This is a genomic window from Pseudomonas sp. NPDC090208 (genome assembly GCF_044746785.1).
Lineage (GTDB): Bacteria > Pseudomonadota > Gammaproteobacteria > Pseudomonadales > Pseudomonadaceae > Aquipseudomonas.
The window spans coordinates 115,842-130,033 of sequence record NZ_JBIVCU010000012.1; the positions used below are offsets into that span (position 1 = coordinate 115,842).

12 protein-coding genes are annotated in these 14,192 nt (G+C 63.0%); 4 read left to right on the plus strand and 8 right to left on the minus strand.

The genetic code is table 11. The annotated features are described in order from the left end of the window. Positions 1-8: 8 nt before the first annotated feature. Entirely contained in the window at positions 9-653 is a 645-nt protein-coding gene (locus ACIPL0_RS20215) for a response regulator transcription factor (RefSeq protein WP_400598689.1), read from the minus strand. Between the two features lie 16 nt (positions 654-669). Further along, entirely contained in the window at positions 670-2,139 is a 1,470-nt protein-coding gene (locus ACIPL0_RS20220) for an ATP-binding protein (protein ID WP_400598687.1), read from the minus strand. A 431-nt stretch (positions 2,140-2,570) separates the two neighbouring features. Between ACIPL0_RS20220 and ACIPL0_RS20225 the strand changes: the two genes are divergently transcribed. Both ACIPL0_RS20225 and ACIPL0_RS20230 read left to right on the plus strand, forming a co-directional pair. Then, a complete protein-coding gene (locus tag ACIPL0_RS20225) occupies positions 2,571-3,773 on the plus strand; it encodes an MFS transporter (RefSeq protein ID WP_400598685.1) in 1,203 nt (400 codons plus the stop codon). 268 nt (positions 3,774-4,041) lie between these two features. Next, complete coding sequence (locus tag ACIPL0_RS20230; RefSeq protein WP_400598683.1) at positions 4,042-5,472, plus strand: mechanosensitive ion channel domain-containing protein; 1,431 nt, start codon at positions 4,042-4,044, stop codon at positions 5,470-5,472. Positions 5,473-5,548: 76 nt separating this feature from the next. Here the strand turns inward: ACIPL0_RS20230 and ACIPL0_RS20235 are convergent, their stop codons facing one another. The 6 genes from ACIPL0_RS20235 to moaB form a co-directional block, all read right to left on the minus strand. After that, positions 5,549-6,490 carry an IS110 family transposase gene (locus ACIPL0_RS20235; RefSeq protein ID WP_400598680.1) on the minus strand — a complete coding sequence of 314 codons (942 nt, stop codon included), beginning with the start codon at positions 6,488-6,490 and terminating at the stop codon, positions 5,549-5,551. A 652-nt stretch (positions 6,491-7,142) separates the two neighbouring features. Next, positions 7,143-8,570: an efflux transporter outer membrane subunit gene (locus ACIPL0_RS20240; RefSeq protein ID WP_400598678.1), complete on the minus strand. Its 1,428-nt coding sequence runs from the start codon at positions 8,568-8,570 to the stop codon at positions 7,143-7,145. Beyond that, positions 8,567-9,622, minus strand: a complete 1,056-nt coding sequence (locus ACIPL0_RS20245; RefSeq protein ID WP_400598676.1) for an HlyD family secretion protein — start codon at positions 9,620-9,622, stop codon at positions 8,567-8,569. The genes ACIPL0_RS20240 and ACIPL0_RS20245 overlap by 4 nt, the downstream gene beginning before the upstream one ends. 23 nt (positions 9,623-9,645) lie before the next feature. Continuing rightward, positions 9,646-11,172: an MFS transporter gene (locus ACIPL0_RS20250; RefSeq protein WP_400598674.1), complete on the minus strand. Its 1,527-nt coding sequence runs from the start codon at positions 11,170-11,172 to the stop codon at positions 9,646-9,648. A gap of 252 nt (positions 11,173-11,424) precedes the next feature. Beyond that, positions 11,425-12,639, minus strand: a complete 1,215-nt coding sequence (gene glp, locus ACIPL0_RS20255) for a gephyrin-like molybdotransferase Glp (RefSeq protein ID WP_400598672.1) — start codon at positions 12,637-12,639, stop codon at positions 11,425-11,427. A 5-nt stretch (positions 12,640-12,644) separates the two neighbouring features. Continuing rightward, positions 12,645-13,184, minus strand: a complete 540-nt coding sequence (gene moaB, locus ACIPL0_RS20260; protein ID WP_400598670.1) for a molybdenum cofactor biosynthesis protein B — start codon at positions 13,182-13,184, stop codon at positions 12,645-12,647. A 77-nt stretch (positions 13,185-13,261) separates the two neighbouring features. Between moaB and mobA the strand changes: the two genes are divergently transcribed. Both mobA and ACIPL0_RS20270 read left to right on the plus strand, forming a co-directional pair. Further along, entirely contained in the window at positions 13,262-13,855 is a 594-nt protein-coding gene (gene mobA / locus ACIPL0_RS20265; RefSeq protein ID WP_400598668.1) for a molybdenum cofactor guanylyltransferase MobA, read from the plus strand. 90 nt (positions 13,856-13,945) lie between these two features. Further along, entirely contained in the window at positions 13,946-14,170 is a 225-nt protein-coding gene (locus tag ACIPL0_RS20270; RefSeq protein ID WP_400598666.1) for a YgdI/YgdR family lipoprotein, read from the plus strand. Positions 14,171-14,192 lie beyond the last annotated feature (22 nt).

The window sequence follows — 14,192 nt, forward strand, 5'->3', positions numbered from 1 at the left end:
TTGCCAACTTAGCTTTCGAGCGAGTTGCGCACGGGTTGATTCAGGCAAAGTCCGAGGCGTTCGCGCATCTTCAACAATTCGATGACATTGCGCGCATTCATCTTGGTCATGACGTGTTTCTTGTGAACTTTCGCCGTGACTTCGCTGGTGCCCAGTTCCAGTGCGATCTGTTTGTTCAGCTTGCCGGTCACCAGCAGTTCCATGACTTCTTTCTCGCGCGGGGTCAGGCTGGCGAAACGCTCGCGGATGTCGCAGGTCAGGCAGCGTTCGGCCAGGTTGCGCTCGTCGATCAGCAGCGCCTGACGCACCAGATCCAGCAACTGCTCAGGCTCGAACGGCTTGGTCAGAAACTCGTGGGCGCCGGCCTTGATGGCGCGCACCGACATGGCGATGGTGCCGTAGCCAGTCATGAAGATGATCGGAAAATGCAGACCGCGTGCGAGCAAGGTGTCCTGCAGATCGAACCCGGTGCCCTGGGCCAGATTGACATCCAGCAGCAGGCAGGTCGGTCCCGGTTCCGGCGGCGCGGCGAGGAACGCTTCGGCGCTGTCGAACACGCTGCAAGGGATGTCGGCGGAATTCAGCAGTCGTTGCAGGGACGTACGAATGGCCGCATCGTCGTCGACCACATATACCCGGGGGGTCACACTCATAAGGGATTCCGTCGGTTCATCGGCCGGTCGCCAATGCTCTCTGATGCCGTGCATGATACCCGTCGGGCCCGATCGGCACAGCCCTGGGTACTTGCAGGCTGGCCAGCGTCGGCGCATCGAGCTCTTGCAACGCGGGCCGGAGCACCTCGCCGAGCGGCTCCTGAATGTTCGCCGCAAGCAGGCAGGCGCGGGTCGCCGCCGGCATCCGGTAGAAGCGGTAAGGCCCCTGCACCGACACCATCAACCAGGATTTCGTCGCCAGCCGCACCACGCAATCCATGATCGCCGGACGCGCCAGCCCTGTGCGCTGCATGGAATCGCAGGCCTGTTCCAGAGTAAAGCGCCCGTCCAGCCCGGCCAGGCTGCGCAACACCGTGCGCTCGTCTGCGCTCAACAACCGATAACCCCACTGCACCGACGCCTGCAGAGTCTGGTGGCGTGGCGGCGCGGTGCGCAGGCTGGCCGAGAGCAGGTGGATGCTGTCGTCGAGGCTGGACAGCAATTGGTACAGGCCCAAGGCGCAGGCCCGCGCCGCCGCCATTTCCAGGCCCAGCGGAATACCTTCGAGACGGCGACAGACCTCGCCCACCAGTTCGACGCTGTAATCGTCCAGCGCCCCGTCGCCGCCATGCGCGGTGTGGCTGTCCAGCGCACGCCAATGACGCAGGAACAGCTGCGCCGAGGTACTGGCCAGAATCGCCGCGCGCTCGGCACTGGCGTTGGCGAATTCCAGCGGCGGCACCTGCACGCTGCGTTCGCCGGCCACCCGCAGCGGTTCGCGGCTGGTGGCGATGACGCGCAATGTCGGGACGATACGCCGCAGCAATTCGACCAGCGCCGCGACCCGGTCGATCAGGTGTTCGCAGTTGTCCAGCACGATCAGCCCAGGCTGCTGGACCAGACGCTGAACCACGCTTTGCAGCAACGAATCGGCGGCCGCGCACTCCAGATTCAGCGCGTTGCCCAAGGTATCGAGCAGCAGCTCGCCGCACTGCAATTGCGCCAGCGGCACGAAATACACCGGCTGGTTTTTCCCTTCGAAACCCCGGCGTGCGACTTCGGCCGCCAGCGCGGTCTTGCCCACGCCGCCCGGCCCCAGCAGGGTGACCAGCGCACCCTCCTCACCCAACGCTGCAGTCAGTTCCTCCAGCAGGCCTTCACGCCCCAGCAGCTCCACGGCGGCTGGCATGCGGCTGTGGTTGTCCAGCACTGCGCCGTGGTGCTCGTGCAGTTGCCCGCTGAAGGCGCTGTCGACGAAACCGCCGTCGCCACCCACCAGCAGATAGCCCCGACCGGGGATGGTGCGGATCAGGTCACGGTCGGGGCCCAGCACCTTGCGCAGCGCCGAAATGTGCACCTGCAGGTTGTTCTCCTCGACCACGGTGTCCGGCCAGACCCGCTGCAGGATCTGCTCCTTGCTGACCAGTTGGCCCTGACAACGGATGAGCAATTCGAGGATGTCGAACGCGCGCGTTCCGACGCGCAAGGCCACGCCATCCCTGAATACGTCCCTGAGCTCCAGGGAGACCGTAGTCTGACCGAGACTTATCATAATTCCGCAATCCTTAGAGTGGATTCGCACGCACTGCCATGATCGGCAATACCTACGCACAATAGCCCGTAGGCAGCACCGCCACGACTGATCCATTTTTAGTCAGCGTTCATCTAATCAGTTAAAAGCACACGGCGGTATTATCTGTTGGGGTAGTTACCGGCAAGTAACAACCACGTGTTTGCAATTATCCGGTGTGCGGAAAGTCTGTCATTTGTCATTTAGTTAATCATCGAATCGAATCAAAGTACTCTTGCGCCTGACGCAACGTGGTTTTGCGCCAGCGGCCGATTCTGCCCGGTCTGCTGCCGTATTAGGCTTCGCTTCCGTTGCCGACTCCCTTTTCACCGACAGAGCAGATCGAGATGACACCCTCAATGACTTCTTCGTTACCCACCCAGCGCCTGACACGGGCCATGGTGCTGCTGTTTGCCTTCTGCTGCGGCGCCATTGTCGCCAACATCTACTACGCCCAGCCGATCGTCGAACTGATCGCCCCGGACCTCGGGCTCTCGGCCCACAGCGCCAGCCTGATCGTGTCGCTGACCCAGATCGGCTATGCCCTGGGGCTGCTGTTTCTGGTGCCGTTGTCGGACCTGATCGAGAACCGCAGGCTGATGATCGCCACCGCCGTGCTGGCCGGCGCCAGCCTGCTTGCCGCCGCGACCATGCAGCACGCCAGCGGTTTTCTGCTGGTGTCGTTGCTGATCGGGTTCAGTTCGGTGTCGGTGCAAATGCTGATTCCGCTGGCGGCGCATCTGGCCCCGGAACAGTCGCGTGGGCAAGTGGTGGGCAACATCATGAGCGGGCTGCTGCTGGGCATTCTGCTGGCCCGGCCACTGTCGAGCCTGATCGCCGACCACTTCGGCTGGCGCGCGGTGTTTCTCTACGCAACCCTGGTGATGCTGGCGATCGTCACGGTGCTGGCGCTGACCATTCCGCGCCGGGTGCCGGACCATAAGGCGTCCTACGGGCAACTGCTGAGGTCGCTGGTGACGCTGATGCGCCGCCACGCTGTGCTGCGTCAACGGGCGTTGTATCAGGGCCTGCTGTTCGCCGGCTTCAGCCTGTTCTGGACCGCCGTACCGGTGGAGCTGGCCCGTCAGCACGGCCTATCGCAAAGCCAGATCGCGATTTTTGCCCTGGTCGGTGCCATCGGCGCAATCGCCGCGCCCATCGCCGGGCGCCTGGCCGATGCCGGCCTGACCCGTCGCGCCTCGCTGATCGCGATGATCCTGGCGCCGCTGGCCTTTCTGCTCGGCCTGAGCACGCCCGGCTACACGGTGATCGGTCTGGCCCTGACCGGGGTGCTGCTGGATTTCGCCGTGCAGATGAACATGGTGCTGGGCCAGCGGGCGATCTACGCCCTCGACCCGGCCAGCCGTGGACGCCTGAATGCGCTGTACATGACCAGCATTTTCGTGGGTGGCGCCATCGGTTCGGCGATCACCAGCCTGCTGTATGAAAGCCACGCCTGGCAGGGCGTGATTGCCCTGGGCGCGGGCCTGCCGCTGGTAGCACTGGTGGTGTTTTTGTTGGTGGATGGCAAGGGCGCGCGCAGCGCCTGATTCGGGCCAAAATGCACATCACCTGTAGGAGCTGGCTTGCCCTGCGACCTGCCGGGCACCGGCAGTAAACCCAGAGAACGCGGTGTGCCCAATACACCGCATACTCAGGTTTTACGACGGGTTCCCCGTCGGTCGCAGGACAAGCCAGCTCCTACAGGTTTGAGACCTATCCATAAGGTCGCGGCGCGGCTTCTAGACTTTTGCGCAACATTGTTCCTAACATCCGCGCGAGCCACTTTCCTGTGCGAACCTCCTGCGGATACCTCTGATGCCGACCGATGCCCCTCATTACTCGCTAGCCTGGAGCCTGCTTCTGTTACTGGCCGACGTACTGGTCTGGCATCTGCTGAGCGAGCAACGGCGGCTGCAACGGGTGACGGCGCGGCTGGGGATCTTCGTCGCCTACAGCCTGGTGATCATCAACCTCGGCGTCAGCCCGCTGGAAGCACCGGCCTGGCCGGACGACAGTGCCCTGCAATTCGGCGCCACGGCGCTGGCCATCGTCTGGTGGGTGTATGCCGCGCGCACGCTGACTGTGGTGCTCGGCCTGCTGCTGACCGGGCGGGTCGGCCACAGCGGGCGCTTGTTGCAGGAGGTGATCGGCGCGGTGATTTTCCTGATCGCCATCGTCGCGGCCGCCGGCTACGTCTTGCAGTTGCCGGTCAAGGGCCTGCTGGCGACATCCGGCGCCATGGCGATCATTGTCGGTCTGGCCTTGCAGAGCACCCTCAGTGACGTGTTTTCCGGGATCATCCTCAACACCACCAAGCCCTATCAGGTGGATGACGCGATTTCCATCGACGGCATGGAGGGCAAGGTGGTCGACATCGACTGGCGCGCCACTCACCTGCTGACCGGGGTCGGCACCATGGTGGTGATCCCCAATTCGGTGGCGGCCAAGGCCAAGATCGTCAACCTGAGCCGGCCAGTGAACGTCCACGGCGTGTCGATCAACATCATGATGTCGCCGCACATTCGCCCGCGCCGGGTGCTCGACGCGCTGGAGCGCGCGTTGCAGGGCTGCAGCGCGCTGCTGCAGACGCCCAAGCCGCGCGCCGTGGTCAAGGACACCAGCCCGACCACCATCGAATACGCCATGACCGGTTTCATCAGCGACCTGGCCAACAAGAGCGATGTGCGCAATCTGTTGTTCGACCTCGCCTATCGGCATCTGGAAGCGGCAGGCATCGCCTGGCAATCGGAGACCACCTCTGAAGTCATGTCGCGGCCACGGGCGCTGCTCGACGAGGTGAAAGTGTTCCGCACCAGCACGGCGGACGAAAAGAGCCAACTGGCGCAGAACATGACCGCGCAGGAATACGCGGCCGGGCAGACCATTCTCGATGTCGGCGAGATCACCGACGGCCTGCTGGTGATCGCCACAGGCGTGGTCTCGGCCAACGTGCCGGACGGCAACACCCTGGTGGAAGCCGGACGCATGGGCCCGGGCGAGGTCATGGGCGAACAGAGCGTGCTGGCTGACACCCCGTCGTCGGCGCGCTTCATCGCCCTCACCTCCTGCGTGATCTACCGCATCGACAAGGCCGCCACGCGCCAGGCCATGGAACAACGGGTGGAAATCACCACCGCCCTGAACAAGCTGCAGGCAATCCGTCAGCAAGGCACCCAGCATGTGTTGCTGCGCAAGCCGGTGGTGGTCAAGAAGAACAACTTCCTGGGGTGGTTGCAGAAGCGTTGAGGGCAGGTGGGCAGCGTTTTGTCATGCGCCAAACGAGGCTTCTGGCACCAGGCCGTGGGAGCAACCGTGTCGAACCTCAAGCCATTTCAGCGAAATGTTTCTGATCACGGATCATGGCATTCAAGATCGTCAGCAGTTTTCTCATGCACGCCACCAAGGCGACCTTCTTCGTCTTTCCAGCGGCCAGTAGGTGGTTGTAGAACCGCTCTATCACCGGGTTATGGTTTTTCGAAGACAGGGTTGCCATGTAAAGCACGCTCCTTATCTCTGCTCGCCCGCCCCAGATCCTTCGATGCCCCCTGTAAACGCCACTGTCGCAGTTGTACGGCGCGACTCCGACCAGAGCAGCCACCTGCTTGCGATTGACCTTGCCCAGCTCTGGCAACATCGCCAGCAGCGAAAGTGCAAGCACATCACCCACGCCTTTCACCTCGCGCAACAGATCGTAGTTGGCCTTCCAGACCGGAGAAGCCTTGATCGATTCGTGTAGATCATCGTCTGTATTCTTCAGGCGCTTTTGCAGCCAGACGATATGAGCCTTGATGTCTTTTTTCAGGGCTTTGAACACGGCCTGCTTCAAGCGGGACTCTTCCGCCACGATCATGTCGATGATCTGGCGACGCCGAACCAGCAGGTCAGCCAGCTCGCGGGTATGCTCATCAGGAAGCTCGCGAATGGCCGGTTTGACCGCCTGGGCAAACGCGGCAATGACCTGGGCATCCAGCACGTCGGTTTTCGCCAATTGCCCCGTCGCCTTGGCAAAGTCACGGACTTGACGCGGATTGACGATGACAACCGGAAGCCCGGCGGCAGACAGCTCTGCGGCTGGCAATCGCTCGAATCCACCTGTTGCCTCCAGTACCACGAGGGCAGGCGTTTGCACCTTGAGGTACTTGATCAGACGCTGGATATCGTCATGTGAGTTGAGAAACTGCTCGACCTGACCGGTCGTGCTGACGAATGAGTCCAGAGTGCCTTTGGAAACATCAATTCCGACAAACGCTGAGTCTTGGTCCATGGGATTTTCCTCGTGTCCAACCTTGCAGAATCGGGCTTTGCGCCCTGGCAACCGTTCGGACTAGTTTAGGAAAGAGCCTGCCTCGACCCATGCTCTCTCACGATCTCGGAATCCGAGGGATCCACGATCTGAGGCAGGCAAAAATTATCTTACAAGGGATCCGAGTTTGCGAGGGTCGCGAAAGCAGTGTGTCAGACAGATCGCTTTCGCGACCCTCGTGACCTCGGATCCCTCCCACAGGGGCTTGCGATGATCATCCCGGCAGTATTGCCATGCCGAGATCCCGCAAACGAAACACATCTGTGGGAGGGAGCTCTGCTCGCGATGGCGGTCGGTCAGTCAGCCCGGCAGTGGCTGAACTGACGCTATCGCGAGCAGAGCTCCCTCCCACAAAAACAAACCTCAGCGCTCACCCTGCAGCAGTCCGACTTTCGCTTCTGGCCGCAGGCCGTGGGATCCGAGGTCACGAGGGTCGCGAAGGCGTCCGTGCAGACACCACAAGCCTTGTGCCAGAAACATCATCCTGTGGGAGGGAGCTCTGCTCGCGATGGCGGTGGGTCAATCGACATCGAGCTGGCTGATCTGGCGCTATCGCGAGCAGAGCTCCCTCCCACATCCATACTGGGCTGGTACGGCACACACGACACCCTGCTTACCAACCTCCACCCAGCGCCTTGTAAAGCCCCACCAGCGCCAGGGTCTGCGCGGTGCTGCTGTCGACCAGTTGCTCCTGACTGGCCAGCAACGAACGCTGCACCGTCAGTACATTGAGGAAATCCACCACCCCCTCCTTGTACTGCTGGTGGGCGGTGTTCAGCGCGAGCTGGTTCTGCGCGACGGCTTCACGCAGCTTGCCTTGTTGCAACTGGCTGGCGTTGTACAGGCTCATGCTGTCGTCGATTTCCTGCCAGGCGCGCAGCACGGTCTTCTGATAATTCAGCGCCGCCTCCTGCTCTTGCGCCTCGCGCAGATGCAACATTCCACGCAACCGCCCCCCCTCGAAAATCGGCACACTCAATTGCGGACCGATGCCGAACTGGCGCGATCCCCAACTGCCGAAATCCGCCAGTTGCATCGACTGAAAGCCGACATTGCCCGACAGTACGATACGCGGATAGAAATCGCCCTCAGCCACACCAACGCTGGCCGCCGCGACATGCAGACGGGCCTCGGCCTGACGAATGTCGGGGCGGCGCTGCGCCAGCTCCGATGGCAGTCCCACGGCAATCGCCGTCGGCAACGGCAGCCGCTGAACGGTTGTGCTCAGCTCGCTCTGCAAGGTGCGCGGCGTCTGCGCCAGCAGCAGGCTCAAGGCGTTGATCAATTGCGCCTGACGCTGCTCCAGCAGCGGAATGCGCGCCTCGACCGTCGCCACCTGCGCCGACGCTTCGGCCACGTCCAGGTGGGTCGCGACACCGCTGGCCTGCCGCACTTTCGACAGTTCCAGACTGTTGCGCGCCACCCCAAGATTGTCCCGAGTCACCGCCAGGGTGTCCTGCACGCCGCGCAATTGCAGATAGTCTCGCGCTGTCTCGGCCTGCAGCGACAGCAGCACACCGCGACGGTCGTTATCGGCCACTACGACACTGGCGTCGGCGGCCTCGACTTCGCGCCTGACCCTGCCCCACAGGTCAACTTCCCAGGACGCATCCACCCCGCCATCCCACAAATTGAACGCCGCCTTGCCGTTCTTGCCCGACGGGTCGCTCAAGCCTTCGCCGCTGTTGCGCGCACGCTGATAGCTCATGCCCGCCGCGACACTCGGCAACTGGTCTCCCGCAACCACCTGACGGGCCGCGCGGCTCTGTTCGAGACGGCTGCCGGCGATCTTAAGATCGAGATTCGCCGCCGTCGCCCGGTCGATCAGCGATGACAGCAGCGGATCGTTGAAGACCTCCCACCAGCGCGCCTTGATCGGGGCCGTCTGAACGCGGCTCGGCGCCTGCTCGCCGTTGACCGGCAGCCAGTCCACCTGAGCACTTGAGGCCGGTGCCTGAAAGTCATCGCCGACCTGACAGGCGGACAACGCCAGCACACACCCGGCCAATGCCAGCCCTTGCAGCATCACGAACGGCTTCATTGCGCGCTGGCCTCTTGCTGGTCAGCCACCGAGTGCACATCGATGCTCGCCTCCACCGACATACCCACGCGCAAGCGCTCCAGCAACGGCTGCTGGGCGTCGAAGACGATCTTCACCGGCAGACGCTGCACGACTTTGGTGAAGTTGCCAGTAGCGTTATCCGGCTTGATCGCGGCAAAGGTCACGCCGGTCGCCGGGGCAATGCTTTCCACGCGCCCCTTGAGGGTGTGCCCGGCGAAGGTGTCGACGCGCACCTCGACCGCCTGCCCCGGCAGCACGTCGGTGAGCTGGGTTTCCTGGAAATTGCCGACCACGTAGACCTGTTTCAGCGGCACCACCGACAGCAAGCGGCTACCCGGTGTCACGTAGTTGCCGACCCGCATCGCCCGCTCGCCGACCATACCGTCTACCGGCGCGACGATGCGCGTGTAAGACAGCTGCAATTGCGCCTGGTCGTGGGCCGCTTCGGCGCGCTTGAGCCCGGCGGCGGCAGCATGTTGTTGCGCAGTGAGGATGTCGATCTGCTTGCGGTCGGCAGCCAGCGAGGCCGTAGCACTGTTTTGCCGGGCGCGCGCCGTGTCGATGCGGTTACGCGCCTGCTGGGCGTTCTGCACCGTGCCGGCGCCCATGCCGGCCAGATGCGCGTAGCGCGCCTGTTCCTGTTCGGCAAAGGTCACTTCCGCCCTGCTCGCCGCCAGCACGGCATCGGCCTGGGAGATCACCGAAGCCTGCCGTTGCAGCACGGCACTGGCCTGTTCGAACTGCGCACGGGCGCTCAGCACTTCGGCTTCGGAGGCGGCCAGTGCGGTCTGGAAGTCACGGTCGTCGATCACTGCCAACAATTGACCGGCCTTGACCTGTTGGTTGTCTTCCACCAGCACCTGGCTGATGAATCCGGCCACCTTTGGCGCCACGTTGGAGTAATCGGCGACGATGTAGGCGTCGTTGGTGGTCTGTCGGCCACCATGGCCGGTCAGCGTATAGATACCGACCGCCGCCAGAGCGATCACCACGCCGCACAGGGCCAGGGTCTGTTTCGAAGTCATGCTCATGCTTGTGTTCTCAAAGGTCGCAATCAGGTGGGCGCACGAGGTGGATAGACCCGTCGTGTCATCAACGGAATGAGCAGGATCAGCGCCGCCGCCACCCAGCCCATGCAGTAATAGAGATCGATGCTGGTCAGGGTCACGACCTGCTCGTGGATGCGCTGCGCCAGCGATGCCGGCGAATCCGAGCCGGCCAGCTCAGGGCTGTTGCCAAGGCGGTCGACCAGCATGTTCGAGTGAAAATGCTGACGGGATGTGGTCAGCGCATCGAGTACCCCGGTGGCTACCACGGAGGCCAGGCCCCTGACCGTGTTGAACCACGCCGAGGCGAAGGGTCCGTCGGGTGGCGCGATGCCGCTGGTGGCCTGGATCAGCAACGGCAGCACCGCCATGGGCTGGCCGAGCACCTGCAGCAATTGCAGGCTGTAGAAATGGTCGCGAATCCATTCCGGGCTCATCTGTGTGGCCGCGAAGCAATACAGCGCCAGCAAACAGAGCCCGCAGGTCAGCACCCAGCGGCAGTCGATCCAGCGCAGGTTGCACAGGGCGGCCAACAGCGGCAGCACGATCAGTTGCGGCAGCGCCACCAGCAGGAACATCGGCGCCGTCTGCAGCGGCCGATAGCCGTGGACCTGGGCCAGGTACGCCGCCGGAATAGAACCGGTCGCCGTCAGCACCACCAGTACGCCGCCGAGAGTCAGCAGGGCGTGGGACAGGTTGAGGTTGGTCAACATGCGCAGGTTGAAGAACGGCACGGCGGTGAACCATTCATTGATCATGAACAGCACCAGCAGCAGCGCACCACCGCCGAGCAGCCAGCCGATCAGTGCCGACTCGAACCAGTCCAGCCGATTGCCCTGCAACAAGCCGGTCACCAACATGCCCAAGGACGCCGCGCCCAGCAGCGCACCGCGCCAGTTGAAGTCGCGAAAACGCTCCAGCCGTGGCGGATCCTGGGGGATGCCGTGGGCAATGGCGATCATTGCCACCACACACGGCGTGACCACCTGCCAGAACGTCCACTGCCAGTTGAAATACTCGGTCCACAGCGCCGCCAGCGGCACACCCAGACTGGGGCCGAACGTGGCGGTCAGCGCATAGCCCGCCAGGCCGTACAGCTTGATGCCCGGCGGCAGAAAACGCAGGGCCACGGTCATCAGCATCGGCGGCAGGCAACCGGCCGCCAGCCCCTGCAACAGGCGCAGCAGGATGAAACTGTGATAGTCGGGAGCCAGCGGCGACAGCAGTGCCAGTACCACGAACGCGCCTACGGCAGCGAGGGTGAAACGGCGCAGGGACAGGGTCACGGCAAACCAGGGCGCGAATGCTGTGGCGATCAGCGAGGTCGCGGCATAACCGGCAGTGACCCAAGTGCCTTCGTCGTAGCCGATGAACATCGCACCGCGAATGTCGGCCAGGGCAATCCGCGTCACGCCTTCGTTGATCCCTGCTACTAACACGGCCACCAACACGCCGACCAGGCCGAGGATGGTCTGCAGGCCGAACACAGCCGGGGCCGCCGGTTTGAGTGGCGAGACGGACACCACCGCCGTCACGCGCCGCTCCCGCCAACGTGCGGAACACAGGCAAATACAGCGTGAAACATGGCTATTCACTCCGGAAAATCAGGGAATTTCCGCTAGTTTAAAAAGCCGGTGGAATCACGAAAATTGATATTTGCTCAGTGTATGAATGCGTCAGACGCACGAATGAAGGATTGAATGATGACGTACGCGACAGCACCCGTTCAGGGTGCCGCCGCGCAGTGAAAAGAGACAGATCGCCAGAAAACCCGGCTGATCCGCAGATCAGCCGAGTACTTCGCTCAACGGAATGAAATCGAGCAGATCGCCCTCGGCGACGGTGGTGCCCTCTCTCACCTCGATCAGGCCGTCGGCCCAGGCTGCGCTGCGCAGCACGCCAGAGCTCTGATTGCGATAAGCGATCAGGCGCCCGTCTTCGATACGCCCGCGCAGGTACTCACGGCGGGTGCCCGGCTTGCCCCAGACAAACCCGGCGGGCACTTTGAACTGCAAGGGTTTGACCTTGCTGACGCCCAGCCGGCGCAGCAGGTAAGGTCGCGCCAGCAGCGCAAAGGTCACCAGCGTGGACGCCGGATTACCCGGCAAACCGATCACCGGCACGCCACGGAAATGGCCGAAGGTCAGCGGCTTGCCCGGCTTGATCGCCAGTTTCCACAGGGAAATTTCGCCTTCTTCACGCAGGGCATGGCCGAGGAAGTCGGCCTCGCCCACCGACACGCCGCCGGTGGACAGGATCAGGTCGACATCGCCAAGAGCACCGAGCGCCGCACGGGTCTTTTCCAGGTTGTCCGCCAGAATGCCGGCGTCGACCACTTCGCAGCCCATGCGTTTGAGCCAGCTGCACAGCAGCACCCGGTTGCTGTTGTAGATCTGCCCCGGCCCCAGCGGCAGACCCGGTTCGATCAGTTCGTCGCCGGTCGACAGCACCGCCACCCGCGCACGCCGCACCACCTGCAGATGGCTCAGGCCCAGGGTCGCTGCCAACCCCAGTTCAATCGGGGTGAGTCGAGTGCCAGCATCGAGCACCTTGTCGCCGACCGTGGTTTCCTGGCCCTTGGGGCGGATGTTCTGGTCGATGCTCAGCGGTTCGAGGAAACGCACGCGCTCATCGCCCTGAACCTCGGCGTTCTCTTGCATTTCCACGCAATCGGCGCCTTCCGGCACCGGCGCACCGGTGAAGATCCGCGCGCAGGTGCCCGGCTGCAAAGGCTGTGGTGCCTGCCCGGCGAAGATCCGCTGGCTGACCGGCAATGGCTCGCCGGTCCAGTCGGAAACCCGCAGCGCATAACCGTCCATGGCACTGTTCGGCCACGGCGGCAGGTCGAGGGTCGACACCAGATCGTCAGCCAGCACTCGCCCTTGGGCATCGGCCAGCGCCACCGTTTCCTGTTCGCGAATCGGCGCCGCAGCGGCCAGTTGCATCAGACGCTCCATGGCCTCTTCGACTGGAATCAGGCCCGGCTTTTCAGGATTACTCATCGTGCTCACCCGCGGCTGCCACAGGGTTCGGCCTTCTTCAGGTGCGGCACGAAATTGCACGGGCGGAAACTGTTGTTCAACTGGTCGGCGAGGATGCCGTCCCAACCGGTGCGCACGGCATTGGTCGAACCCGGCAGACAGCAGACCAGCGTGCCGTTGGCCAGACCGGCCAGGGCACGGGACTGGATGGTGGAGCTGCCGATATCGGCGAGGGAAATCTGCCGGAACAGCTCGCCAAAGCCGTCGACTTGCTTGTCCAGCAGGCAGGCCACCGCTTCCGGCGTGCTGTCGCGGCCGGTAAAACCGGTACCGCCGGTGATCAGTACGACCTGCACCTGATCGTCGGCAATCCAGGTCGCCACCTGGGCGCGGATCTTGTACAGGTCATCCTTGAGCAGGACGCGATCGATCAAGCCGTGACCCGCTTCGGTCAGGCGATCGACGAACATCTGCCCGGAGGTGTCGTTTTCAAAGGTACGGGTGTCGCTGACGGTCAGAACGGCAATGTTCAACGGCACAAAAGGAGTGTCAGCCTTGGCTTTCATCGGCAGGGTCCGGTTGTAGGAGAAACAGTGCGGTGTTATATCACAGCACTTCATTTTCCTCGCTGACCGAGTTCGCCATGAGTGCCGTCGATACCCTCGCCCCCTGCTCCATCCTGTTACTTGCCGGCGGTCAGGGCCAGCGCATGGGCGGTCGTGACAAGGGCCTGATCGAGTGGCGCGGCGAGCCGCTGATCCAGCATCTGCACCGATTGACCCGTCCGCTGACCGACGACCTGATCATTTCCTGCAACCGCAACGCCGAGCAATACGCCCGCTTCGCCGACCGCCTGGTGCAGGATGATGACCGCGACTTTCAGGGGCCGTTTGCCGGCATTCGCGCCGGACTGGCAGCCGCCCGTCACGGGTTTCTGCTGGTCATGCCCTGCGATTCGCCGCTGCTGGACGTCGAGCTGTTGCAGGGGCTGCGCCGTACCGCCGCCGAACACCCGGACAAACCGGTGATGGTCCGTCAGGGCGATCATTGGGAGCCGCTGCTGTGCTGCATTCCAACCACCCATGCCACAGCGTTCGAGCAGCATTGGCAACAGGGCCGGCGCAGCCCCGGCAAGACCATGGTCGAACTCGGCGCCGTGGCGCTGCACTGCCCCGACGACGATCCGCGGCTGGCCAACCTCAATACCCCGGATCTGTTGAGCGAGATCAAACCCTGAACCGCCCGACAACGGTTTCATGGAACTTTGCTGGCGAGCGTCACGTCAGAAAAGTTACTACACAAAGAAATATCTCTCGGAGACACAGTAATGAAACAACGGACTATCCCCGCAGCCCTTCTGCTCGCACTGAGCCTCGCCGGCCTGGCCGGTTGTTCCTCGCCCACTGTGATCACCCTGAATGACGGTCGCGAAATCCAGGCAACGGACACGCCAAAATATGACGAAGAGTCCGGCTTCTATGAGTTCAAGCAACTGGACGGCAAGGAAACCCGGATCAACAAGGATCAGGTGCGTACCGTCAAAGAACTGTGATTCCGGCCTGAACGCAAAAAAA